General features: G+C 71.2%; 23 protein-coding genes. 19 read left to right on the forward strand and 4 right to left on the reverse strand.

From position 1 onward, the window contains the following. Window positions 1–3 precede the first annotated feature (3 nt). Genes ACFY0D_RS31055 through ACFY0D_RS31065 form a run of 3 tightly spaced genes read left to right on the forward strand, consistent with a single transcriptional unit; the run spans window position 4 to window position 3,503 of the window. Window positions 4–1,602, forward strand: a complete 1,599-nt coding sequence (locus ACFY0D_RS31055) for a peptidoglycan-binding protein (protein WP_390801303.1) — start codon at window positions 4–6, stop codon at window positions 1,600–1,602. Next, window positions 1,595–2,275, forward strand: a complete 681-nt coding sequence (locus ACFY0D_RS31060; RefSeq protein WP_390801304.1) for an ABC transporter ATP-binding protein — start codon at window positions 1,595–1,597, stop codon at window positions 2,273–2,275. The genes ACFY0D_RS31055 and ACFY0D_RS31060 overlap by 8 nt, the downstream gene beginning before the upstream one ends. Next, the gene (locus ACFY0D_RS31065) at window positions 2,265–3,503 is read left to right on the forward strand and encodes an ABC transporter permease (protein WP_390801305.1); all 1,239 of its coding nucleotides are present in this window, start codon (window positions 2,265–2,267) and stop codon (window positions 3,501–3,503) included. Before ACFY0D_RS31060 ends, ACFY0D_RS31065 begins: the two co-directional genes overlap by 11 nt. Window positions 3,504–3,914: 411 nt before the next feature. Here the strand turns inward: ACFY0D_RS31065 and ACFY0D_RS31070 are convergent, their stop codons facing one another. Further along, window positions 3,915–4,940 (reverse strand): tetratricopeptide repeat protein, encoded by a 1,026-nt coding sequence (locus ACFY0D_RS31070; protein ID WP_390801306.1) that lies wholly within the window; start codon window positions 4,938–4,940, stop codon window positions 3,915–3,917. A 473-nt stretch (window positions 4,941–5,413) separates the two neighbouring features. Between ACFY0D_RS31070 and ACFY0D_RS31075 the strand changes: the two genes are divergently transcribed. From ACFY0D_RS31075 to ACFY0D_RS31090, 4 genes are all read left to right on the forward strand, one after another. Then, window positions 5,414–5,761: a hypothetical protein gene (locus ACFY0D_RS31075; protein WP_390801307.1), complete on the forward strand. Its 348-nt coding sequence runs from the start codon at window positions 5,414–5,416 to the stop codon at window positions 5,759–5,761. Between the two features lie 278 nt (window positions 5,762–6,039). After that, entirely contained in the window at window positions 6,040–6,768 is a 729-nt protein-coding gene (locus tag ACFY0D_RS31080) for a hypothetical protein (RefSeq protein ID WP_390801308.1), read from the forward strand. Window positions 6,769–6,773: 5 nt separating this feature from the next. Continuing rightward, the gene (locus ACFY0D_RS31085; protein WP_390801309.1) at window positions 6,774–8,084 is read left to right on the forward strand and encodes a hypothetical protein; all 1,311 of its coding nucleotides are present in this window, start codon (window positions 6,774–6,776) and stop codon (window positions 8,082–8,084) included. A 3-nt stretch (window positions 8,085–8,087) separates the two neighbouring features. Then, entirely contained in the window at window positions 8,088–9,119 is a 1,032-nt protein-coding gene (locus ACFY0D_RS31090) for a serine hydrolase domain-containing protein (protein WP_390801310.1), read from the forward strand. A 272-nt stretch (window positions 9,120–9,391) separates the two neighbouring features. On the opposite strand, the gene ACFY0D_RS31095 is transcribed toward ACFY0D_RS31090, so the two are convergent. Continuing rightward, entirely contained in the window at window positions 9,392–9,991 is a 600-nt protein-coding gene (locus ACFY0D_RS31095; protein ID WP_390801311.1) for a hypothetical protein, read from the reverse strand. A gap of 133 nt (window positions 9,992–10,124) precedes the next feature. On the opposite strand from ACFY0D_RS31095, the gene hemL reads away from it, so the two are divergent. From hemL to ACFY0D_RS31130, 7 genes are all read left to right on the forward strand, one after another. Beyond that, window positions 10,125–11,447 carry a glutamate-1-semialdehyde 2,1-aminomutase gene (gene hemL, locus ACFY0D_RS31100; protein WP_390801312.1) on the forward strand — a complete coding sequence of 441 codons (1,323 nt, stop codon included), beginning with the start codon at window positions 10,125–10,127 and terminating at the stop codon, window positions 11,445–11,447. Further along, window positions 11,444–12,151, forward strand: a complete 708-nt coding sequence (locus tag ACFY0D_RS31105; RefSeq protein ID WP_390801313.1) for a histidine phosphatase family protein — start codon at window positions 11,444–11,446, stop codon at window positions 12,149–12,151. Before hemL ends, ACFY0D_RS31105 begins: the two co-directional genes overlap by 4 nt. A gap of 190 nt (window positions 12,152–12,341) precedes the next feature. Beyond that, window positions 12,342–13,577, forward strand: coding sequence for a hypothetical protein (locus ACFY0D_RS31110; protein ID WP_390801399.1), 1,236 nt, complete (start codon window positions 12,342–12,344; stop codon window positions 13,575–13,577). 89 nt (window positions 13,578–13,666) lie between these two features. Further along, complete coding sequence (locus ACFY0D_RS31115) at window positions 13,667–14,308, forward strand: TlpA family protein disulfide reductase (RefSeq protein WP_390801314.1); 642 nt, start codon at window positions 13,667–13,669, stop codon at window positions 14,306–14,308. A gap of 111 nt (window positions 14,309–14,419) precedes the next feature. Next, window positions 14,420–16,132, forward strand: coding sequence for a cytochrome c biogenesis protein ResB (locus tag ACFY0D_RS31120; protein ID WP_390801315.1), 1,713 nt, complete (start codon window positions 14,420–14,422; stop codon window positions 16,130–16,132). Next, window positions 16,129–17,232: a c-type cytochrome biogenesis protein CcsB gene (gene ccsB / locus ACFY0D_RS31125; protein ID WP_390801316.1), complete on the forward strand. Its 1,104-nt coding sequence runs from the start codon at window positions 16,129–16,131 to the stop codon at window positions 17,230–17,232. Before ACFY0D_RS31120 ends, ccsB begins: the two co-directional genes overlap by 4 nt. A gap of 25 nt (window positions 17,233–17,257) precedes the next feature. Continuing rightward, window positions 17,258–17,761 carry an SRPBCC domain-containing protein gene (locus ACFY0D_RS31130; protein ID WP_390801317.1) on the forward strand — a complete coding sequence of 168 codons (504 nt, stop codon included), beginning with the start codon at window positions 17,258–17,260 and terminating at the stop codon, window positions 17,759–17,761. Window positions 17,762–17,771: 10 nt separating this feature from the next. Here the strand turns inward: ACFY0D_RS31130 and ACFY0D_RS31135 are convergent, their stop codons facing one another. Further along, entirely contained in the window at window positions 17,772–18,236 is a 465-nt protein-coding gene (locus ACFY0D_RS31135; protein WP_390801318.1) for a MarR family winged helix-turn-helix transcriptional regulator, read from the reverse strand. A gap of 97 nt (window positions 18,237–18,333) precedes the next feature. Here ACFY0D_RS31135 and ACFY0D_RS31140 point away from each other — a divergent pair, with 97 nt between their 5' ends. Continuing rightward, a complete protein-coding gene (locus ACFY0D_RS31140) occupies window positions 18,334–18,699 on the forward strand; it encodes a cupin domain-containing protein (RefSeq protein WP_390801319.1) in 366 nt (121 codons plus the stop codon). A 94-nt stretch (window positions 18,700–18,793) separates the two neighbouring features. Beyond that, window positions 18,794–19,549 carry a hypothetical protein gene (locus ACFY0D_RS31145; protein ID WP_390801320.1) on the forward strand — a complete coding sequence of 252 codons (756 nt, stop codon included), beginning with the start codon at window positions 18,794–18,796 and terminating at the stop codon, window positions 19,547–19,549. Here the strand turns inward: ACFY0D_RS31145 and ACFY0D_RS31150 are convergent. Beyond that, on the reverse strand, window positions 19,546–19,851 hold the full coding sequence (locus ACFY0D_RS31150) for a PLD nuclease N-terminal domain-containing protein (protein WP_373038206.1): 306 nt from the start codon (window positions 19,849–19,851) through the stop codon (window positions 19,546–19,548). The genes ACFY0D_RS31145 and ACFY0D_RS31150 overlap by 4 nt on opposite strands. A 91-nt stretch (window positions 19,852–19,942) precedes the next feature. Here ACFY0D_RS31150 and ACFY0D_RS31155 point away from each other — a divergent pair, with 91 nt between their 5' ends. The 3 genes from ACFY0D_RS31155 to mqnP are packed head-to-tail and all read left to right on the forward strand — an operon-like array spanning window position 19,943 to window position 22,799. Beyond that, complete coding sequence (locus tag ACFY0D_RS31155; protein ID WP_301368058.1) at window positions 19,943–21,400, forward strand: menaquinone biosynthesis decarboxylase; 1,458 nt, start codon at window positions 19,943–19,945, stop codon at window positions 21,398–21,400. Further along, window positions 21,397–21,879, forward strand: a complete 483-nt coding sequence (locus tag ACFY0D_RS31160; protein WP_390801321.1) for a hypothetical protein — start codon at window positions 21,397–21,399, stop codon at window positions 21,877–21,879. The genes ACFY0D_RS31155 and ACFY0D_RS31160 overlap by 4 nt, the downstream gene beginning before the upstream one ends. After that, the gene (gene mqnP / locus ACFY0D_RS31165) at window positions 21,876–22,799 is read left to right on the forward strand and encodes a menaquinone biosynthesis prenyltransferase MqnP (RefSeq protein WP_390801322.1); all 924 of its coding nucleotides are present in this window, start codon (window positions 21,876–21,878) and stop codon (window positions 22,797–22,799) included. The genes ACFY0D_RS31160 and mqnP overlap by 4 nt, the downstream gene beginning before the upstream one ends. Window positions 22,800–22,832 lie beyond the last annotated feature (33 nt).

Raw genomic sequence — 22,832 nt, forward strand, 5'->3', positions numbered from 1 at the left:
GTCATGAGCCTCGAACACCCCGATGAGACACAGGTGGCGGCCGAGCCGTCCGGTGCGGTCGCGACGGTCGCGACGAGTGTGCGGCAGAGGTCCAGGCGGGGCCTGGTGGTCGCCGCCGTCGTCGTCGTGCTTTTCGGCAGCTCCGGTTCCGTCTGGTGGATCGCCTCCCAGGCCAGGACCCCGGAGCAGCGTGCCTCGAACGCTGCCGCGCCCCCGCCCTCCCAGATCACGGGGAAGGTCTCCGACCAGCAGCTCGTCGAGCGGCTGGAGCTGACCGGGAAGGTCGAGACGGCCTCCCGCACCACCATTACCGGCGTCCAGCCGCAGGGCACCAGCCGCGCGGTCGTGACGGCCCTGCCCGCGGCCGCGGGCAAGAGCCTCAAGGCCGGGGCGGTCGTCGCGGAGGTGTCGGGCCGGCCGGTCCTGCTGCTCCCGGGGCGCTTCCCCGCGTACCGGGACCTGAAGGCGGGCGACAAGGGGCCGGACGTGCAGCAACTGCAGCGCGCGCTGCAGCCGTTGTACGGGACGGCGGTGAACGGCACGTACGGCCCGGCCACCGTCGAGGCGGTGCGCAAGCTGTACGTGGCGGCCGGGTACGAGGCGCCCGCAGGGCAGGGGCAGAGCACCACCGGCGGCAGCGGTTCCACCTCCGGCACGGCCCGTGGAGGCGGGGCGTCCCCGGGAGGCGGCACGGCTCCCCGGGGCGGCGCGGAGACCGACGGCGGCACCGGAGCGGCCCCCGGCGCGAACGGCACGGGCGGCACGAACGGCACGGGCGGTACGGGTGGCACGGGTGGCACGGGTGGCGCGAGCGCGCCGCCCGCCCGCGGTGCGGACACGCCGCCCGCCGCCGGGCCGGCCAAGCCCGGTGAGGTGCTGCCGGCCGCGGAGGTCGCGTACGTCAGCGCCCTGCCGGCCACGGTGGTGCAGGTCACCGCGGCGGTCGGCGACGCGGCCGACAAGCCGCTCGCCGTCCTCGGCAGCGGCGGCCGCCAGGTGCGGGCCGCCCTCAGCGCGGACCAGCGCACGCAGCTGCGCGATCTGCCGGCCGACGCGGTCATCCGCTTCGGCACCGGCCCGTACGAGGGCCGGGAAGGCACCCTGGGCTCCCTCAACAGCCCCTCGGACGGCAAGAGCGGCGACCAGCAGGGCAAGAGCGGGGGACAGGACGGCGCGGCCGCGGCCGGGACGGCGGGAGCGGCGGCGGGAGCGGGAGCGGGTAACGGTGCGGGTGCCGGCAACGGCAACGGCTCCGGCACCGCGGGCGGCCAGCACGAGGCCCTGTTCGTACCCACCGGCGCGGAGGCCAAGGAGGGCTCGACCCAGCAGATCAGCGTCGAACTCCGGCGCAGCCCCAAGGGCGCGCTGACCGTCCCGGTGTCGGCCGTCTGGACCGACCTCGGCGGCTCGTCGACGGTCACCGTCACCGAGGGCGGCAAGGAGCGGAACATCCCGGTCGAGGTGCTGTTCACCCATGAGGGCCTCAGCGCGGTCCACGCGCTCGACGAGAACCTCGCCGCCGGCCAGACGGTCGTCCTCGTCCGCCGCGGAAACGCTGCGGGCGGCGGCTCCGGCGGCGCCTCGGGAGGTACCGATGACTGAGGACGATCCGGCCCCCGTCATCGAGATGACCGGCATCGCGAAGACGTATCCGGGACCGCCGCCCGTGCACGCGCTGGCCGACGTCACGCTCGACATCCGGCCCGGCCGGCTCGCGGCCATCGTCGGCCCCTCGGGTTCCGGGAAGTCCACGCTGCTGAGCGTGCTCGGACTGCTCGACGTCCCGACCCGCGGCCGGTACCTGCTGCAGGGCAACGACACCACCGCCCTGTCCGAACGGGCCCGCACCGCCCTGCGGGCCTCGACGCTCGGCTTCGTCTTCCAGGCCTTCCACCTGGTCCCGCACCTGACCTGCGTGCAGAACGTGGCCCTGCCCCTGGTGCACCTGGGCGTGCCGCGCGCCCAGCGGCGGCCGCAGGCCGTGCGGGCGCTGGAGTCCGTGGGCCTCGGGCACCGGCTCGACGTCAAGCCCACCACCCTCTCCGGCGGAGAGCGGCAGCGGGTCGCGGTCGCGCGGGCCATCGTCCACCGGCCCGCGGTCGTCCTGTGCGACGAGCCGACCGGCAACCTGGACACCGCCAACTCGGCCCGCGTCATGGATCTGCTGGCCGGACTGGTCGCGCAGGACCGGGCCGTGGTCGTGGTCACGCACGAACCGGACGTCGCGGCCAGGGCCGACCACGTCTTCAAGGTGGTGGACGGCCGTGTCGCGTAGGCGTGCGGCGGGCCGGCCGCCCGGGCGCCCCCGTACGTCGGCGGCGGATCTGCTCGTCCAGGCGTTCCTCGCGCTGTTCGGCCGCCGGTTCCGCACGCTGCTCACCATGGTGGGGATCTCCGTGGGGCTGGCCGCCGCCCTCGCCACGCTCGGCATCACGGCCAGTGCGGCCGGCGCCGTCTCCGACCAGTTCGACGCCCTCAAGGCGACGCGGGTGACGGTCAAGTATCCGTCGGAGGCCGTGGCCGGGGTCCGGCCGCGGCCCGACGGCGCCGACACCCAGCGGGTGCGCGACCTCAACGGTGTCCGCAGCGCCGGTCTGGTCAGCAGGGCCGGCGAGCAGCCGGCCGTCTCGCGGCTGCCCGGCGGCAAGGTGAACGACCTGCCCGAGAGCACGGTCATGGCCGCGCAGCCCGAAGCGCTGCTCGCCATGTCGGCCGAGCTCACGCAGGGCCGCTGGTTCGACACGGGGCACGACGCCCGGCGCGAACGGGTGGCGCTGATCGATACGGCCGCCGCGTCCCGGCTGACCGTGGACGGCGGGGCGGGCAACTCGGTGATCCACGTCAACGGGGTCGCCTTCACCGTGCTCGGTGTCTTCCGCGCCCCCACCGGCGACACGAACCTCACCGGCTCGGTGGTCATCCCGTACTGGGCCGCACTGCAGGACCCGGCGGGACTGAGCTTCGCCCCCGCGGAAATGATCATTCGTACGGATCTGGGCGCCGCCGACCAGGTCGGCGACGAGGCTCCCTTCGCCCTGGCCCCGGGCGCCCCGGACAAGCTCGTCGCGCTGGTGCCGCCCGACCCCCGGTCCCTGCGCCGGGGTGTCGAGTCGCAGACCCGGGCCCTGTTCCTGGGCCTGGCCGCCGTCTCCCTCGGTGTGGGCGCGCTCGGCGTCAGCAACACCGCCTACGTGTCCGTGCTGGAGCGGCGCTCCGAGATCGGCCTGCGCCGGGCCCTGGGCGCCTCGCGGCGGGCGGTCGCCGGTCAGTTCTGCATCGAGAGCGGCCTGGTCGGGCTGGCCGGCGGTGTGGTGGGCACGGTGCTCGGCATCCAGATCACCGCGGTGACGTGCCTGGCCAAGAACTGGCTGGTGGTCCTCGACCCCGCCCTCACCACCGCGGGCCCGCTGGTCGGCCTCGTGGTGGGCCTGGCCGCAGGCCTCTACCCGGCCCTGGCGGCCGCCCGCATCCTGCCCGCCGAAACCCTGCGCGCGGGCGTCTAGTGCTGTGACCGGAAAGGTTCACCGGGTCACGACGCCCGGTACGGCGCCTCATCCCCCAGACTCCGTCCGGGGGGACCCCCAGGTTGTCGGACCGCGCAAGTACGTCCCGTACGAGCCGCGGCCCTCCGCCTTGCGATGCTTCCCCCAGGCTCTGCGGGCCTGGGGAGACCCCATGCACCGGACGACGCAACCCGGCAAACCTTCCCGGCCACAGCACTAGTAGGAGGTGGCTGGTCGGTCAGGGCCAGACGAGGCAGTACGGCTGGTGTCCGGCCTCGTGGAGGCGGTGGCCGGCGGCGCTTGGGCCGGGGTGTGAACGCCGGTCTGGATGCGGAGGGAGTCCTCGATGCCGACCGAGCTGAGGGCCTGGACTGGATCACCCGGACCACCCGCCAAGCCTTCGGCACTCCGTCAGCCAGTGACGTGGGCCGATCGCTCGCGGAGCTCCTGGGCCTCCGGAACCCCGCTGTACCGCCGCAGGCGGACGCGCATGTCTTGCAGGGCGGCCTGGACCTTCACCGAGCGGATGCCGTCGGCGCAGTCGAGGAAATCGCGCCAGGTCGCCATGGCGCCGTCCACGTCGCCTTGGCGCAGTCGTACGCCGCCGAGGTCGGCGAGGACGATGGCGCGGGTGCGGCGGCGGTCGAGGCCGTGGATGTCGAGGGCGAGGTGGAGGTGTTCTCCGGCGGCGTCGAGGTCGCCGAGACGGGAGAGGATCATGCCGGACTCGTGGGCCCAGCGGCCGGGGGAGTAGTGGGCTGCCCAGGAGTCGCCGCCCGCGGTTGCCGGTTTGCCGATGGCGGTCTCGGACATGGCGAGGTGTTTGGTGGCCATGCGACGGTCGTCGTCTTGCGCGGCGGCGTTGGCGAGGGTGGCTTCGTAGTAGGCGACGGCACGCGGGTTGGGGAGGTGTCGGCCGTACTCCACACAGGCCTCGCCGAGCTGGACGGCCTCGGCTCGGTAACCCAGCTCGATGCACTGGACGGCGAGCCCTCGCAGAGCGGTGGCTGACAGTTCCGGATCGCCGGCCTCGGCGGCCAGCCGGAAGGAGTGGGCGTAGTAGCCCTGGGCGAGCCCGCGCAGTTCGGGGGTGTCGCCTTCGTCCTGCGCCATCCAGCCAGCGAGGTGGACGAGCTGGGATGCCGCGGCGAACAGCTCGCGTCCGGTGGCTTCGGTGAAGCGGCCTTCCAGCCAGGGGGCGACGTCCTGGATGAGGTAGCGAACGGCCAGGTGGCGGGCGTGGCCGCCGCCGAGTTCGGAGGCTGAGTCGCCGAGGGCCTTCACCATGTGGCCTACTGCGGCCACCTCGCCCCGGCCGACGCGGACAGCTCCCGGATGGACGGACTTGGTCCTGCGGGTGATGCTGTCCATGTCGGGCAGCCCGAGGGCAGACAGGGCGTATCCGCTGGACGCGATGATGAAGTTCCGGCGGTCCACGTCGCTCCTTCCCAGGTGTAGGACTGATGCCACGGTATCGGCGTGGAGCGCCACCGGCATGGCCTCTGGAAGGTTGATCACCTCGGCATCCAGCCCCAACACCTGGGCGATGTAGGGCCACCAGTGATCCGGTGTCCGCTCGCCCTCGATCCAACGGCGCGCGTGCTGGCGCTGCAGACGACGCGGATCACCACTCTCCGCCAGGCCTAAAGCACGCGCGAGGTCGGAAGGACCCCAGCCCCGCGCCTCACACGCCCGCCTGATCAGTTCCGCGACGGCCGGGTTCTTCGGCACCCCGTCACCCTCCCCACCTGGATTACGCGGGATTACGCAGGACTACATCGTGGGCTCTGTCCCAGTACTGCGAACGGCCGTTGACTGAACGTCACCCGCACCAACCTCGATTGGCTCGAATCGGCCCAGTTCAGGGCCTGTTCGTGATGCCCGGATGCGAAAGGACATCAACGGTGGCCATGAAGTCCGCTCTGAACCCCAATGCCTGCGAGGCCGCACTGCCGTCGGCGGGCGAAGAGGCGTCGCACACCGCCTCCGCCGACGAGGTGCCGCAGGCCGCCCTCCGCGGTCAGGCGCCTGGAGGTGCTGCTCCGTTCGTCGCCCACGTCGTCCCGGCCGACCGGGACCTGCTCTACGACCGCGTCTCGGGGGAGTTGCTGCTGCCTGTGGAGGTCGTGCTTCGCGACGGGTCCACCGAGCCGTCCGTGTTGCGGGTTGGGCCCGGCCGGGTGGAGCTGCTGAGCATCCAGCTGGAGCAGGCCATCGACCAGCGGCAGGCGGCTCTGAACAACCGGTCGGCGGCATGAGCCGCCCCGGGTTACCGGAACCCCTGGAGACGGTCTTGTCGTGGCTGTGTGCGCTCGGGACCGCCACCGGACTCACCATTGCTCGGCATCCTCGCCCACAGCGAGTTCAGCACCGCCGCCGGCCTCATGGCGGGTCCCTCGCTCAGCACTGACGACACCGGCTTCGCCGAGGACGGCGTGTAGACCGCTCCGGCACCCGGCTTGCCGCATATGCGCCGGGTGCTGGAGCCCAAGTCCCACTTCGCTCGCTTCCCGTACCCCTCACCTGGGAGGTTTCCGTGCGACACATCACCGCTCCCCCCGACGCCGAGACGACGGACATCCGGCTCACCACGGGCTACTACCTCGACCCCGATGGCCTGGGCGGCTACGTCACTGGCCTGCTCGCCCGCTGCACGACCGTCTTCGACGTCAAGCCGCTGCTGACCGCCGACCTGGACGACCCCGCCGCGTCCGGCCTGAACACCGACCGGGGCGGCCACATCTCGCCCGGTGCCCTCGTCGAGGGCGACGTCATCGTGCAGGCAGGCGCCCGCATCGAGAAGGGCGCCATGGTCACAGGGCCCGTCCTCATCTGTACTGGCTCCGTGATCTCCGCCGGCGCCCTGATCCGCGGGCATGCGGTGATCGGGCCCGGCTGCCGCATCGGCTTCAACGCGGAGATCACCCGCAGCCTGCTGGCCGGGCACATCTTCGCCAAGCACGCCTGCTTCGTCGGGGACTCCGTAGTCGGCCGCTGCGTCAACCTCGGTGCGTTCTGCTCCACCACCGGTATGCGTTGTGACGGCGGCCCGGTCGCCGAACCGGCTATCGAGGAGATCACGATCAACCTCGGCGGTCGGCGGATCGGCACCGGTCAGACGAAGTTCGGAGCCGTCATCGGCGACGAGGTCGCCCTCCCGGCCGGGACCACGCTCTCCCCGGGAACCCTCATCGGCCCCGGCACCAGCCTCTACCCCCGCAACCAGATCGGCGGCTTTCTCCCCGCCGGCTCCCGGGCCAGGTGACCGCCATGACCCCGGACTCCCTGGTCAAGGTCACCGGTGGCACCCCGCTGTCGGGCCGCTATCCGGTGCAGGGCAGTAAGAACATCGCCCTCCACCTGTATGCGGCGGCCATGCTCGCCGACGCCGCCGTCACCCTGCACAACGCGCCCGCCGTCGTGGACACCGGCGTGTGCGCCCGGATCCTCCAGCACACCGGCATGGGCGCTGACTTTGACGGCGCCACCTTCACTACCGAGCCAACCGCTCAGATGTGCTCGGTCATCCACCCCATCATCGGCCACCATGTCCGCACCACGGCCGTTCTCGCCGCCGCCGTCTTGGCCCGCACCGGCATCGTCTCCTTCCCCTACCCCGGCGGCGACGCCTTCTGCCCCCGGCTCATCGACAGGCATCTGGCCGCGATGCAGGCCGCCGGAGCCGACGTCATCACCTCCGACACCGGAGTCCGCGCGTTCACCGGCACCCATGGTGTCCGCCCCTTCACCGTGGACGTGAACACGCCGTACGGGCCCTCGCTCGGCGCCACCGTCACCGCCATGCTGCTGGCCGCCCGCGCCGAGGGCACTTCGCTCATCACCAGCCCGAGCATCGAACCCGAGGTCACCGAGACGGCCCGCTTCCTGTCCGAGCGCGGCGTCGGCATCGCCTTCGACGCGGACAGCCTCACGGTCACCGGCACCGACTTCATCCCCGGCGGAACCTTCACCATCGCCGGGGACCGCATCGAGGCCGCCACCGTCGCCATGGCCGCCGCCGCGACCGGCGGCACCGTAACCCTCGACGGCATCGCTCTCGCCGACCTGCCCGATGGGCTGACCGTCCCGCTCGGAAAGGCCGGCCTCATCCTCACCCGGGCCGCCGCACACCCGCACCAGCCGGGCCGACAGGGGCGTTCGGCCGTGGGCGTGAGCTCCGGGCCGCTGACGGCCATCGAAACCCAGACCGGACCGCACCCCGGCCTGCCTACCGACACCGCGCCCCAGCTCGCCGCAATGGTCACCCAAGCCCAGGGCACCTCCCTCATCCGGGAACGCATCTACCCCCAGCGCGACACTCACATCGAGCCGCTACGGGCCTTCGGCGCGAGCATCCACTCAACCGGCAACCTCATCCGTATCCAGGGCGGTAGGCCTCTGCGGGCGGCCGAGGTGGAAGCTGCCGACATCCGCGCGGTCACCGCCCTGCTGATCGCCGCCCTGGCCGTCGACGGCACCTCTACGATCCGGGGTCTGCACCATCTCCGGCGTGGCTACGGCCACTTGCTCGGCGGCCTCGCCACGCTGGGGGCAGTGATCAGCACCGAACCGGAGGACTAGAACATGCGCCAGGCCCTACCGTTCACCACCGCCGACACCGGCCTCCTACACGGCGGCCTGCGCCAGGCCATCGCCGACGGCGCGAGCCCCGGGGGTGTCGTGGTGTGCGGTACGGCCGGCCGGGACCGCACCGTCCTGTCCGCCGGCGTGGTCTCCCCGGAGACCAGCGGTCAGGCCCCGGACGGAGGCACGGTCTACGACATCGCCTCGCTGACGAAAGTCGTCGCGACCTGGCCGCTGGTCGGCCGCGCCCTGGACGCGGGCCTCATCCACCTGGACACCCCGGTGCGGGAGTTCCTCCCCACGATGGACGGTCCGGCGCCGAGCTCCGCCGCGACCGTCCGCGAGCTGCTGTCCCACACCTCCGGCCTGCGAGCCGCGACCCGGCTCGACCTCTACGCCGGCGCCGACCGGCCGCTGCACGAACTGATCGCACGCGAGCCGATCGAATCCGCCCCCGGCGCCCACCAGTACATCAACCGCGGATTCATCCTCCTCGGGTACGCACTCGCACACGTCTACCAGCGGCACCTGAACCTCCTGGCCGCGGACCTGTGGGAGAAGCTGGGCATGGAGGACACCGAGTACGGTCCGCTGCCGTCCACGCAGAGGATCGCTCCCACCGAACAGCGGCCGGGAGCAGCCCGCCTGTGGGGGACCGTCCACGACGAGAACGCGGCCACCATGGGCGGGACCGCCGGGCACGCCGGGGCCTTCTCCACTGCCGACGATCTGGCCACCTACGCCGACGCCCTCCTCGACCCCCGGCCGGACAACCCCCTCGGTACCTGGCTGCGGGCCAGTATGACCCCCCACGCCGAGATCGAGCCGGGCCTGCACCGTGGCCTGGGGTGGATCCTCGCCGGCGGCGACACGATCGCCTACCACCACGGTTTCACCGGTACGAGCCTCTACCTCGCCCCCGCCACCGGCCGGTACGTCGTCCTCTCCACCAATGCCGTGCACAACGGCACCGCCCGCACGAGGCTCGCGCCCTTGCGTGAACTCATCCTCAAGACGATCGCCACGAGCTGACCGGAGGCCCCGCCGTGGGTGCGTCCTATGCCGTCTGAAATTACGTGGAGTAAGGATTCATCCCAGAGGCGCGAAGGACGCGTCGGGCGCGATGCGGACGCGGGCGCCTGCTGCCGGGCAGGACACAGGCCTCGCCACAGAGATTCAGGGCACAGCCGAGGGACATTCCTCAGCCGTCTGTCCTCGATGTGCCCTGGCAGCCTGACCGGCGACTTCCGAGCCAGGCCGGGCAGGCCCGGCAATGAGCCGCCCGTGGATACCGAAAGACCAGGTCAGGGCCAGACGAGGCAGTACGGCTGGTGTCCGGCCTCGTGGAGGCGGTGGCTGAAATCCTGCCACTCGTGGAGCAGCTGGTAGACGTTGAAGGCGTCGCTCGGGCCGCCGCGGTCCGGGACCGTGGACCAGATGAAGGCCGCCGCGCCCACCGATTCCTCGCCGATTCCGCGCAGCGGGTCGACCACGGTCATCGGAAGCTTGACCACCGCGTAGTCGGGGTGGAGGACGACCAGTTCCAGCGGGGGCACCTTGTGGAGGGGTATGCCTTCGATGCCGGTGAGGACCATCGCGGCCACCGTTTCCGGCTTGATCTTGGTGAAGAGGCCGCCCATGCCGAGCTCGTCGCCGCCGAGCTCTTCCGGCCGCATCGTGACCGGGACCCGGGCCGCCGTGGCTCCGTCGGGGGCGCCGAAGTACTTGTACGTCACTCCCATGCCGCGGCCCTTGGGCAGGTTCTCGGACGGGGTCGCCGGCCCGGGGACGGCGTCGGCCGCCTCCATGCCGTGGCGGCGGTGCTTGCCCCGGCGGCGGGCCTCGCGGGCGCGCTGCGGATCGAGGCCGTCCGTTCCCTCGCCCGGTCCACCACCGCGTTGCATATCTCCACCCGACTGGTCTTGCTCGCCCCGGCCCCGCGGCCCCCGCCACGCAGCCTGATCATCATGGCAGTGACCTCCCCCGCGGCGACGCGGTGAAACGCCCGTCCGCAAGTCTGTCGCGGCCTCTGAGACCATGGCTGGTGTGAGCTACCCGTACCCGTATGAAGCCCCAGTTTCGCAGACGCTCTTCGAGCGCGCCTCCCTCGTGACCCCCGGCGGCGTGAACTCTCCCGTGCGCGCCTTCCGCGCCGTGGGCGGTACGCCCCGGTTCATGGTGTCCGGGACCGGTCCGTACCTCACCGACGCCGACGGTCGTGAGTACGTCGACCTCGTGTGCTCGTGGGGGCCGATGATCCTCGGCCATTCGCACCCCGAGGTGATCGAGGCCGTCCAGGCGGCCGTCGCCCGCGGTACCTCCTTCGGTACGCCCGGTGAGGGCGAGGTGGCGCTCGCCGAGGAGATCGTCGCGCGCATCGAACCCGTGGAGCAGGTCCGCCTGGTCTCCTCCGGCACCGAGGCGACCATGTCGGCGATCCGGCTGGCCCGCGGCTTCACCGGTCGCGCCAAGGTCGTGAAGTTCGCCGGCTGCTACCACGGTCACGTGGACGCGCTGCTGGCCGCCGCCGGTTCCGGTCTGGCGACTTTCGCGCTTCCGGACACCCCCGGTGTGACGGGCGCGCAGGCCGGCGACACGATCGTCCTCCCCTACAACGACCTCGAAGCGGTACGGGCGGCCTTCGCCGCGCACCCCGGAGAGATCGCCTGCGTGATCACCGAGGCCGCGCCCGGCAACATGGGTGTGGTGACCCCCGCCGAGGGCTTCAACCAGGGGCTCGCGGACCTCTGCCGGGAGAACGGCGCGCTGTACGTCTCCGACGAGGTCATGACCGGCTTCCGGACCTCCCGCGCCGGCTGGTACGGCGTCGACGGGGTCAAGCCCGACCTGATGACCTTCGGCAAGGTCATGGGCGGCGGCTTCCCCGCCGCGGCCTTCGGCGGCCGCGCCGACGTCATGGGCCACCTCGCCCCCGCCGGTCCCGTCTACCAGGCCGGCACGCTCTCCGGTAACCCCATCGCCACCGCCGCCGGTCTCGCGCAGCTGCGGCTGCTGGACGCGGCCGCGTACGAGAAGGTCGACGCGGTCTCGAAGGAGATCCAGGGCCTGGTCACCGGCGCGCTCACCAAGGAGGGCGTGGCGCACCGGCTGCAGACCGCGTCCAACATGTTCTCCGTCTTCTTCACCGAGGACGAGGTGCGCAACTACGACGACGCCAAGAAGCAGGAGAGCTTCCGTTTCAACGGGTTCTTCCACTCGATGCTGGCGCAGGGTGTCTACCTGCCGCCCTCCGCCTTCGAGTCCTGGTTCGTCTCCACCGCCCACGACGAGAAGGCGATCGAGCGCATCGCGGCGGCGCTGCCGGCCGCCGCCCGAGCCGCCGCGGAGGCCACCGCATGAGCAGCAGCGCCACGCCCGCCACGCCCGCCACCCCGGAGCTCACCGTCGTGCACCTGGTGCGCCACGGTGAGGTGCACAACCCCGAGGGTGTGCTCTACGGGCGCCGTGACGGCTACCACCTCTCCGAGCTGGGCCGGCAGATGGCGGACCGGGTCGCCGAGCACCTCAAGGGCCGGGACATCGCGTATGTGGTGTCCTCCCCGCTGGAGCGCGCGCAGGAGACGGCGGAGCCGATCGCCAAGGTCCACGGCCTGGACCTGGCGACCGACGCGCGGCTGCTGGAGGCGGAGAACGTCTTCGAGGGCAAGACCTTCGGCGTCGGTGACGGCGCGCTGCGCAAGCCCGGCAACTGGAAGCACCTGACGAACCCGTTCAAGCCGTCCTGGGGCGAGCCGTACGTCGAGCAGGTGGTCCGGATGATGAGCGCGCTGGAGGCGGCGCGCGACGCGGCCCGCGGCCGTGAGGCGGTGGCGGTCAGCCACCAGCTGCCGATCTGGATCGTGCGCAGCTTCGCGGAGAAGCGCCGGCTGTGGCACGACCCGCGGCGCCGGCAGTGCACGCTCGCCTCGATGACCTCCTTCACCTTCCAGGGCGACAAGCTGGTGTCGGTGGGCTACAGCGAGCCGGCCCGGGACCTGGTCCCGGCCCATCTGCTGGCCGGGGCCAAGCCGGTGAAGGGTGCGTCCAAGGCGTTCGGCGCCTGAGCCGGCCGGGTCTCGTTCCCCTGATCGGGTCTTGATCGACCGACTGTTACAGGCCGTTACGGTTCGGCCCAACTAAAGACAAGTCGCGCGGGAATCACCGTGTCAGCTCGCATGTCCGATCTGATTGTCCGTTTATATGGACTTCGGGTCGGTATGGGTGGTCGACAGTGGGGACGGTGACATGCGCGACATCAGGGGAGTCAGTCGGAGGGGGTTGCTGGGACTGGGACTTGGTGCGGCCGCCGCGATGGGAATCGCGGGCTGCGGCTCACCGGACACGTCCGGTCCCGGCGCTCCCGGACCCGCCAGGAACCCGAAGAACCCGAAGCCCGGCGAGAAGCCGGCGGCCAGGCCCATCGGTGACGGCTCCACCGCCGACACCGGCCCGCAGCCGAACCAGCCGGACGCGCCCGTGCCGCTGCAGCCGGGCGAGACCCCGCCGCAGTTCGTCGTCTTCAGCTGGGACGGCGCGGGGGAGATCGGCAACGGTCTCTTCCCGCGCTTCCTCAAGCTCGCCAAGGACCACGGCGCGGCCATGACCTTCTTCCTCTCGGGCCTCTATCTGCTGCCCGAGTCGAAGCGGCACCTCTACCGGCCGCCGAACAACCCCGTCGGGGCCTCGGACATCGGCTACCTCAAGGACGAGAACGTCCGCTCCACCCTGACGCACGTGCGCCAGGCCTGGCTCGACGGGCACGAGATGGGCACCCACTTCAACGGCCACTTCTGCGCCGGCTCCGGCTCGGTCGGCAGGTGGACGCCGGACGACTGGCGCAGCGAGATCGACCAGGCCGTGTCCTTCGTCACCAACTGGCGCACGAACACCGGATTCGCCGACCTGGAACCCCTGCCCTTCGACTACGCCAAGGAACTGAAGGGCGCCCGCACCCCCTGCCTCCTCGGCCGGGACGGCCTGCTGCCGACGGCCGAGCGGCTGGGCTGGCGCTACGACTCCAGCTCACCCGGCGGCCTCCAGGTCTGGCCGGTGCGCAGGTCCGGCATCTGGGACCTGCCGCTGCAGTCCCTGCCGTTCCCCGGGCACTCCTTCGAGGTCCTCTCGATGGACTACAACATCCTCGCCAACCAGTCGAAGAGCACGACGAGGGGCGTGCCCGCCAACTACCCGGGCTGGCGCACCCAGGCCACGGCCACCTACCTGGGCGGCTTCCGGCGGGCGTACGAGACCAACCGCGCGCCCCTGTTCATCGGCAACCACTTCGAGGAGTGGAACGGCGGCATCTACATGGATGCCGTCGAGGAGGCACTCAAGGGCATGGCGGACAAAAGGGACGTACGGCTCGTGTCCTTCCGGCAGTTCACCGACTGGCTGGAGGTCCAGGACCCCAAGGTGCTCGCCCGGCTCCGGGGCCTCGGCCCGGGCCAGTCACCGGCCGGCGGCTGGAGTGCGTACATGACCGCCGCCTGACGGGACGGCGAAGCAGCGCCTGACCAGGGCGCGGACATCGCTCCGGGGGGTGCGGAAGATCCGCGAATTGCTCATGCGAAACTTTTCACATGAGCCTTAGCCGCGCGCGTATCCGTCGTAGTAGCCGCCGCTCGACCGGCGGCCGTGCCACCCTGCTGGCCGTGGCGACCCTGGCCGGTGCCCTCGCGCTGTCGGCGTGCGGTGGTCCTGACGGCGGCAAGCCGGTCAGCGGGTCCGGCGGCAACTACGTCACGGGTGCGAGCGGCATCTCCACCGTGTCCAAGGAGGAGCGGGCCGAGGCGCCCAAGCTCGACGGCGAGACCGTCGACGACGGGACCCTCGACACCACCACGCTCAAGGGCAAGGTCGTGGTCCTCAACGTGTGGGGATCCTGGTGCCCGCCGTGCCGCGCCGAGGCCGGCCACTTCGCGACGGTCTCCAAGGAGTACGCGGACGCCGGCAAGGACGTCGCGTTCGTCGGGATCAACACCCGCGACAACAGCAAACAGAACGCGATCGCCTTCGAAGAGACCTACGGGATCACCTACCCGAGCCTCTACGACCCCGCCGGGAAGCTGATGCTGCGCTTCCCCAAGGGCACGCTGAACCCCAACGCCATCCCCTCCACGATCGTCCTCGACAAGGACGGCAAGATCGCCGCCCGCACCCTGGCCCCGGTCAACGACGAGCAGCTGCGGTCGATGGTCGACCCGGTCCTCGCGGAGAAGTGACCTCGTGGGTGATGCGGAAGTTCCGCATCACAGGTTCGTGGGACAGCATCGTCAGCGACAGGCAGAGCGGGACCCAAGGCTTCACGGTGGGGATCTGAGGACTAAAGGCACATGAGTACGACAGACAAAGCGAGCACCGACACGTCCGCCGAGGCGGACTCCACCGACGCCGCGGCCGGTGCCCAGCTCTCCACCGCCCCGCTGGAGGACAGCCCCACCGGGCCGGCCGCCGGCATCGGCGTGACCGGCTGGGCCCGCTGGTTCTGGCGGCAGCTCACCTCCATGCGGGTGGCGCTGATCCTGCTCTTCCTGCTGTCCCTGGGCGCCATCCCGGGTTCGATCATCCCGCAGAACAACGTCGACGCGATGAAGGTCGTCGACTGGAAGCGGGACAACCCCTCCTGGGTGACGGTCGCCGAGAAGCTCCAGCTCTTCGACGTCTACAGCTCGGTGTGGTTCTCCGCGATCTACCTGCTGCTGTTCATCTCGCTCATCGGCTGCATCGTGCCGCGCTCCTGGCAGTTCGTCGGCCAGCTCCGCGGCCGCCCGCCGGCCGCCCCCCGGCGCCTCGACAGGCTGCCCGCCCACACCACCTGGCGCACCGGCAAGACCCCGGACGAGGTCCTCTCGTACGCGCGCACGGTGCTCCGCGGCAGCCGCTTCCGCACCGAGGCCGGCGAGGGCCACGTCGCGGCGGAGAAGGGCTACCTCCGCGAGGCCGGGAACCTGATCTTCCACGTTGCGCTGATCGTGATGCTCGTGTCCTTCGCCTGGGGCCAGTACTTCAAGTCCGAGGGCGGCAAGCTGGTCCTGCGCGGCACCGGCTTCTCGAACACGCTCACCCAGTACGACGACTTCAAGTCCGGCACCCTCTTCGACCCGGACGACCTGCCGCCGTTCAGCTTCACGCTGGACCGGTTCGACGCGACGTACGAGATGACCGGCCCGCAGCGGGGCACCCCGCGCGACTTCAAGGCGTACGTCACCTTCTCGGACGGCGCCCACGGCGCTCCGCAGAAGCGCGAGATCCAGGTCAACAAGCCCCTGGAGGTCGACGGCTCCAAGGTCTACCTGCTCGGCCACGGCTACGCGCCGATCGTCTCGGTGACCGACTCCACCGGCAAGGTGATCTTCAAGGACGCCGTGCCGATGCTCCCGCAGGATGCCAACCTCACCTCCACCGGAGCCGTCAAGGTCACCGACGGCTACAAGGACAAGGACGGGAAGAAGGAGCAGCTCGGCTTCAACGCCGTCTTCGTGCCGAGCTTCGCCGGTGAGGGCATGGGCACGATGTTCTCGCAGTTCCCCGCCCTCCTGAACCCGCAGCTCATGCTCAACGCCTGGCACGGCAGCCTCGGCGTGGACTCGGGTCTGCCGCAGAACGTCTACCGGCTCACCACCACCAAGATGGAGCCCTTCAAGGACGAGTCGGGCCAGCAGTTCAAGCAGAAGCTGGCGCCCGGCGACACGATGACCCTGCCCGGTGGCGCGGGCACCGTGAAGTTCGAGGGCATCGAGCGGTGGGCCACCTTCTCCGTCACCCACCAGCCCGGCAGCGGCCTCGCCCTCACGGGTGCGATCGCCGCCATCGCGGGCCTGGCCGGATCGCTGTTCATCCAGCGCCGGCGGATCTGGGTCCGCGCGGTGACCGGCAAGGACGGCGTGACCGTCGTCGAGATGGCGGGCCTGGGCCGCAGCGAGTCCACCAGGCTCCCGCAGGAGCTGGCGGAGCTCGCCGCCCAGCTGCACCGGCAGGCGCCCACCGCGCCTGCTGCAATGGCCGAACCACGTGTAGAAGAAACCCCTGAAGGAGAGCGCGGATGACGCCGCTCGCAGCCGCAGCCAACGAGAACCTGGCTGAGATCAGCAACTACCTGATCTATTCGTCGATGGCGGTCTACATGCTCGCCTTCTTCGCGCACATCGCCGAGTGGACCTTCGGCAGCCGCAGCAAGGTGGGCCGTACGGCCGCCGCGCTGACCGGCGCCAAGGAAGCAGCGTCGGCGCGGGCGGCCGCGGCCGCCCCCGCCGTGCAGGTCCGCGGCAAGGCCGGGGCCACCGCCGTCCTCGAACAGCCCAAGGTCACCACCCGCTCCGCCGCCGGCACCCGCGACGTCCCGGACGGCCCCGGCGCCGCCGGCGGCACCGTGCAGGGCGACCTGTACGGGCGGATCGCGGTCTCGCTGACCGCGCTCGCCTTCCTCGTCGAGGCGGCCGGGGTGGTCGCCCGCGCCCTGTCGGTGGAGCGGGCCCCCTGGGGCAACATGTACGAGTTCTCGATCACCTTCTCCACGGTGGCCGTCGGCGTCTACCTGGTGCTGCTCGCCCTGAAGAAGAACGTCGGCTGGCTCGGCCTGATCCTGGTCACCACCGTCCTGCTGGACCTCGGCATCGCGGTCACCTGGCTCTACACCGACAGCGACCAGCTCGTTCCGGCCCTGCACTCGTACTGGCTGTGGATCCACGTCTCCACGGCGATCTTCTGCGGCGCGGTCTTCTACATCGGCGCCGCGGGCGCGGTCCTCTACCTCTTCCGGGACTCCTACGAGAGCCAGCTGGAGGCGGGCCGCACGCCGGGCAGGTTCCGCAGTTCGGTGCTGGAGCGGCTGCCCTCGGCGGCCTCCCTCGACAAGTTCTCGTACCGCATCAACGCGGCCGTCTTCCCGCTGTGGACCTTCACGATCATCGCGGGTGCGATCTGGGCCGGCGACGCCTGGGGCCGCTACTGGAACTGGGACCCCAAGGAGGTCTGGTCCTTCGTCACCTGGGTGGCCTACGCCTGCTACCTGCACGCCCGTGCCACCGCCGGCTGGAAGGGCCGCAAGGCCGCGTACCTCGCACTCTTCGCCTTCGCCTGCTGGATCTGGAACTACTACGGCGTGAACATCCTGCTCAGCGGCAAGCACTCGTACGCAGGCGTCTGACCGGCGGGAGTGGGACGCTGGTGGCATGACGCTCGTGAGCCATGCCACCAGCGAGCAGCGCGGCGAGAACCACTGGCTGCTCCGCTTCGAGCTGCACCTGCCGTACGCCTACGCGGCCCTGTGGCCCGCCGTGACCACGCCGGACGGGCTGCGCGGCTGGCTGGCGGCGGCGGACGTCCTGGAGCGCAGGCTCGGCGGGGCGGTCACGCTGCGCTGGCTGAACACCGGGACCGTGGCGACCGGGCGGGTCACCGCCTGGGACGTGGAGCGGGTCGCCGAGTACACGGTCACCGAGCACGGGCGGATCCGCTTCCACCTGGAGCCCGTCGGGACCGATTCGACCGTGATCCGGTTCGTGAACGAGCGGGGCGGGCCCGAGGACGAGCGCCTGGACTGCCTGGCGGGCTGGCACGAGCACTTCGAGCTGCTGGACTCCGCCCTGGCCGGGCAGCCGGCGGACTGGTCCGCCTGGACGGACACCCGCTGGACGGCCCTGCGCGAGGCCTACGCCTCCCTCGCCCGCGCCTGAGGCCCCGCTCTCACCACACCGGGCGCAGCGGCGGCAGTCCGCCGTCCCCGTGGAAGGTGCGCACGACCTGCCCGAGCCCCTCGCGCAGGGCGGTGAGGTCGGTGCCGCGGCCCAGTTCGGCCTCCAGCTCGTGCAGGATCCGGCCCGCGACGGCGAGGTGGTCACGGGCCGCCGGGGTCAGGACCACCAGCTTGCGGCGGCCGCCCCCGGGGTGCGGCTCGCGGCGCACGTAGCCGCGCTTCTCCAGGTCGTCGACGATCTGTCCGGCGGCCTGTTTGGTCACCCCGAGCCGCTCGGCGAGCTCGGTGGCGGTGGCGCCGTCGCCCTGGAGGGCCTGGAAGGTCATGCCGTGCACCGGCCGCAGGTCCGGGTAGCCGGCCTCGGCGACGCGCCGGGTGAACTCCCCCAGCAGCATCTGGAAGCCCAGGCCGAGCAGGAACAGCAGCTCGACGCCCTCGTTCTCGTCTCTCGTCACGCAAATATGGTGACACGGGTGAGTCAAGCTGCTTTACTCACTCGAAGTAAAGGAGCTTTACTCGCATGCGATGAGAAGACGAGGACCCGCCTTGCACGTGATCAGCGCTTCCCCCGAGAACGTCACCACCACCCCCAACGCCACCATGACCGGCTTCGCCGCCCCCAGCCGCGGCAGCTCCGAGCTCAGCAGCTGGCACGTGGCCATGCCCGCCGGCAGCACCGGCCCCGAGCACTCCGTCAGCCGCGAGCAGGTGTGGACCCTGACCGCCGGCTCCCTGGAGGTCACCAGCGCCGGCCGCACCGAGAAGGTCGCCGCCGGCCAGACCCTCGTCCTGCCTCCGGACACGCTGCGCCGCATCCACGCCGCCGAGGCCTTCGAGGCCCACGTCGTGATGCGCGCGGACGGCGTGGTCTCGGTCCCGGGTGAGGAGGGCGCCCGCGTGCTGCCCTGGGCGTGCTAGCGCTGTGACGGAAGCGCTACCTCCGCGTCCGGACTCCGTCACGGAGCCCCGGCGCGGGGTCCGGTGTGCTGGCCGGTCAGACACGCTGGGCTGCGTGATCGACGACAACGCGATGAAGGCCGGCGGCCCGCCGAAGTGGGTCCCGTACGCTGGATTGACCGGGCTGGGGATCGTGCCCCTGCTCGTCGGAGTGGGGCTGCTCCTCGGCCCCGTCGCGAACGCGACGGCCTCGACGCGCGCCTACGACGCGGCGACCCCCTGTGCCCGGGAACAGGCGCGGGACTGCCTGAGCGAGGCTTCCGCCACCGTGGTGCGGATCCCGGAAGAGGGAAGTCTCCGGCACGCCGACATCGAGGTCAGGACAGCCGACGGTGCCGTGCGGCGGATCCACCTGGCCGACGGCGTCTACACCGCGCCCGTCCGGGCGGGCGACCCCGTCAGGCTGGTGAGCTGGCAGGGCGGCATCCGTGACGTCGCCTACGGCGGCGCCGACACCGGCAGGGCCGCGGACAGCGTCAGGACCGGGGCGAATCCGCACATCGCCCATCAGGAGCCGCTCGGTGCCGCCCTCTTCCTGATCCCGTTCGGCGTGGGAGCGCTGTGCCTGGCTGCCTTGCTGGCCTGGTTCTCCTCACGCTCCCGGCGCGCCGCGCCCGAATGGATAGCCACCCCGTTCGTCGGGCTGACCCTGGTGGCGGTCTTCGGCGGAGCCACGGGCGCGATGAGCGCAAGCGCCGCGGAAGCCCTGCGCCCGACGGCGCTCGCCGGCGGGCTCACGTTGCTCGCCGCGACCGTGTTCTGCCTGGTCCAGGCGGTGCGGGGCAGGCGGGACCTTGCGGAGACGCCTTAGCCCTGGTCCTTGTCCTGGTCCTTGTCCTTCTTCTCCTGCTCGTCGCGCAGCGACTTCAGGAACTCCGGGTTGTCGTCGGGCGCCACCCACTGCGTCCGGCGCGCCCGGCCTCCGCCCGAGGCGACCCGGTCCTTGCCCGCGAACAGCCACACGACCGGCCCCACGATGGAGAAGAGCAGGATGATGATCACCCAGACCACCTTGGGCAGGTGCTTGACCTCCGCCTCCGGAGTGTTCAGGCAGTCGATGAAGGCGTAGATGGTCAGCGCGAGGATCAGCAGGAACGGCAGATAGCGCAGCACGGTGTGGGACCGACTCCCAGTCAGTGACGGGGGGCCCGCGTCAGGGCCCCGGTGACGCCTCCAGGGTAGTTGGTGACGGATACTGACCCCTATGGCTTACGACGATCTCCGCTCGCTGCTCCGGGCTCTGGAGCGGGAGGGCGACCTCAAGCGCATCAAGGCCGAAGTCGACCCGTACCTGGAGGTCGGGGAGATCGTCGACAGAGTGAACAAGGCGGGGGGCCCGGCGCTCCTCTTCGAGAACGTCAGGGGCTCGGCGATGCCGCTGGCCATGAACGTCTTCGGCACCGACCGCCGCCTCCTGAAGGCCCTCGGCCTCAAGTCGTACGGCGAGATCAGCGAGAAGATCGGCGGCCTGCTGAAGCCGGAGCTGCCGCAGGGCTTCATCGGCGTCCGCGAGGCCTTCGGCAAGCTCGGCTCGATGGTGCACGTGCCGCCGAAGAAGGTGAAGGGCGACTCCGCGCCCGTCCAGGAGGTCGTCCTCACCGGCGACGACGTGGACCTCGACCAGCTCCCGGCCCTCTTCACCTGGCCCAAGGACGGCGGCGACTTCTTCAACCTCGGCCTGACCCACACCAAGCACCCCGAGACCGGCGTCCGCAACCTCGGCCTCTACCGGCTCCAGCGCCACGACAAGCGCACCATCGGCATGCACTGGCAGATCCACAAGGACAGCCGCAACCACTACGCCGTCGCCGCGGCGAAGGGCGAGCGGCTGCCGGTCGCCATCGCGTTCGGCTGCCCGCCCGCGGTGACGTACGCGTCCACCGCGCCGCTGCCGGGCGACATCGACGAGTACCTCTTCGCCGGCTTCGTCGCGGGCAAGCGGATCGAGATGGTCGACTGCAAGACGGTCCCGCTCCAGGTCCCGGCCAACGCGGAGGTCGTGATCGAGGGCTGGCTGGAGCCCGGCGAGATGCTCCCGGAGGGCCCCTTCGGCGACCACACCGGCTTCTACACCCCGCAGGAACCCTTCCCGGCCCTGAAGATCGACTGCGTGACGATGCGCAGGCGTCCGCTCATCCAGTCGATCGTCGTCGGCCGGCCGCCGACCGAGGACGGCCCGCTCGGCCGCGCGACGGAGCGGTTCTTCCTGCCCCTGCTCAAGATCATCGTGCCGGACATCGTGGACTACCACCTCCCGGAATCGGGCGGCTTCCACAACTGCGCGATCGTCTCGATCGACAAGAAGTACCCGAAGCACGCCCAGAAGGTCATGCACGCCATCTGGGGCGCGCACATGATGTCGCTGACCAAGCTGATCATCGTGGTCGACAAGGACTGCGACGTGCACGACCTGCACGAGGTCTCCTGGCGAGCCCTCGGCAACACCGACTACTCGCGCGACCTCACCGTCGTCGAGGGACCGGTGGACCACCTGGACCACGCCTCCTACCAGCAGTTCTGGGGAGGCAAGGCGGGTATCGACGCCACCAAGAAGCTGCCCGAGGAGGGCTACACCCGCGACGGCGGCTGGCCCGACATGGTCGAGTCCGACCCGGCCACCGCTGCCCTGGTGGACCGCCGCTGGAAGGAGTACGGCCTGTGAGTTCCGACTTTGGCGGACCTGAGCTGTTCATCGGCGAGGACACGACGTTCATGCTCCTCATGCGCCCGCGGCTCGACCCGGCGGACCCGGGGGTCCGGGCTGCCGCCGAGCAGGCGGGCGTCTCCGCCGAGGAGTTCGCGGGCCCGGGCAACGTGTGGACCCTGGTGCTGGACGACAGCTTCGAGTGTGACGGCGGCTTCGAGCTGCCCGGCCTGCGCGACGCCGAGGCCGACGACTTCGCGGAGCGGCTGCAGGCCGCGCTGGGCACCGGTGAGGCGTTCACCGTCGAGGCCGGCGCGGTGCTGCGGCTCGACGGCCGCCCGAACACCGACCCCCGCACGGGCGAGGGCTACGTGTTCACGGTGCACGCCACCCCGCCCGAGCCCGAGGGGGCGCCCACGGTCTCCCTGGAGACGGGCACGATCTCCCGGGCGAGCCTGCTGGCCGACCTCGAAGAATTCCGGAGAGCCCTCGCATGATGACGACCGCCGACGAGGTGATCGGGCGGGACCCGGCGCCGCAGCCGACCGGGAAGGTCAAGGCGTTCCTGAGACTCGTGCTGATCGAGCACTCGGTCTTCGCCCTGCCCTTCGCCTACATCGCGGCGTTCACCGCCATGTTCCAGCTCGACCGCCGCATCCACTGGGGCGTCCTGCTGCTCGTCACCATCTGCATGGTGGGGCTGCGGACCTTCGCGATGGCCGCCAACCGGATCATCGACCGCGAGATCGACGCCCGTAACCCGCGCACGGCCGGCCGCGAGCTGGTCACCGGCGCGGTGTCGGTCCGCGCGGCCTGGACCGGAGCCGGCATCGCGCTCCTGGTCTTCCTCGGCTCGGCGGCCCTGCTGAACCCGCTGTGCCTGATGCTGGCGCCCGTCGCGGTGATCCCGATGGTGGTCTATCCGTACGGCAAGCGGTTCACGAACTTCCCGCACGCCATTCTGGGCCTGGCCCAGGCCATAGGGCCGATCGGGGCCTGGCTGGCCGTCACCGGCGAGTGGTCGTGGGACGCGGTGATCCTGGGCCTGGCGGTGGGCGTGTGGATCGGCGGCTTCGACCTGATCTTCGCCTCCCAGGACGTGGCCTCGGACCGCGCGGACGGCGTCAAGTCCGTCCCGGCCCGCTTCGGTGTCCCGGCCGCCCTGTGGGGCGCGCGCGGCGCGCACGCCGTGACCACGGCCCTGCTGGCCTGGTACGCGCTGGCCGCCGACGCGGGCGCGCTGTTCTGGGTGGGCCTGGCGGTCGTCGTCGTCGCCTTCTTCTACGAGCACACCATCGTGACCCCGCACGACCTGTCCCGCCTGAACCGCGCCTTCTTCACCGTCAACGGCTTCATCGGGATTGCCCTGTTCGTATGCGCCCTGGCCGATCTGGCCGCGCGGGGTCTGACCTTCTAGCCACGGTGCGGCCCCGTCGAGTGCATGGACATG

The organism is Streptomyces sp. NPDC001502, assembly GCF_042894785.1.
In the GTDB taxonomy this organism is placed as follows: Bacteria; Actinomycetota; Actinomycetes; order Streptomycetales; family Streptomycetaceae; genus Streptomyces; species Streptomyces kutzneri.

What these genes read in the sequence shown, in the direction of transcription:
- ACFY0D_RS31055 (WP_390801303.1), top strand. Translation starts at nt 4, where the DNA reads ATGAGCCTCGAACACCCCGATGAGACACAGGTGGCGGCCGAGCCGTCC.
- ACFY0D_RS31060 (WP_390801304.1), top strand. Translation starts at nt 1,595, where the DNA reads ATGACTGAGGACGATCCGGCCCCCGTCATCGAGATGACCGGCATCGCG.
- ACFY0D_RS31075 (WP_390801307.1), top strand. Translation starts at nt 5,414, where the DNA reads ATGAAGTCCGCTCTGAACCCCAATGCCTGCGAGGCCGCACTGCCGTCG.
- ACFY0D_RS31085 (WP_390801309.1), top strand. Translation starts at nt 6,774, where the DNA reads ATGACCCCGGACTCCCTGGTCAAGGTCACCGGTGGCACCCCGCTGTCG.
- ACFY0D_RS31090 (WP_390801310.1), top strand. Translation starts at nt 8,088, where the DNA reads ATGCGCCAGGCCCTACCGTTCACCACCGCCGACACCGGCCTCCTACAC.
- ACFY0D_RS31095 (WP_390801311.1), bottom strand. Translation starts at nt 9,991, where the DNA reads ATGCAACGCGGTGGTGGACCGGGCGAGGGAACGGACGGCCTCGATCCG.
- hemL (WP_390801312.1), top strand. Translation starts at nt 10,125, where the DNA reads ATGGCTGGTGTGAGCTACCCGTACCCGTATGAAGCCCCAGTTTCGCAG.
- ACFY0D_RS31105 (WP_390801313.1), top strand. Translation starts at nt 11,444, where the DNA reads ATGAGCAGCAGCGCCACGCCCGCCACGCCCGCCACCCCGGAGCTCACC.
- ACFY0D_RS31115 (WP_390801314.1), top strand. Translation starts at nt 13,667, where the DNA reads ATGAGCCTTAGCCGCGCGCGTATCCGTCGTAGTAGCCGCCGCTCGACC.
- ACFY0D_RS31120 (WP_390801315.1), top strand. Translation starts at nt 14,420, where the DNA reads ATGAGTACGACAGACAAAGCGAGCACCGACACGTCCGCCGAGGCGGAC.
- ccsB (WP_390801316.1), top strand. Translation starts at nt 16,129, where the DNA reads ATGACGCCGCTCGCAGCCGCAGCCAACGAGAACCTGGCTGAGATCAGC.
- ACFY0D_RS31130 (WP_390801317.1), top strand. Translation starts at nt 17,258, where the DNA reads ATGACGCTCGTGAGCCATGCCACCAGCGAGCAGCGCGGCGAGAACCAC.
- ACFY0D_RS31155 (WP_301368058.1), top strand. Translation starts at nt 19,943, where the DNA reads ATGGCTTACGACGATCTCCGCTCGCTGCTCCGGGCTCTGGAGCGGGAG.
- mqnP (WP_390801322.1), top strand. Translation starts at nt 21,876, where the DNA reads ATGATGACGACCGCCGACGAGGTGATCGGGCGGGACCCGGCGCCGCAG.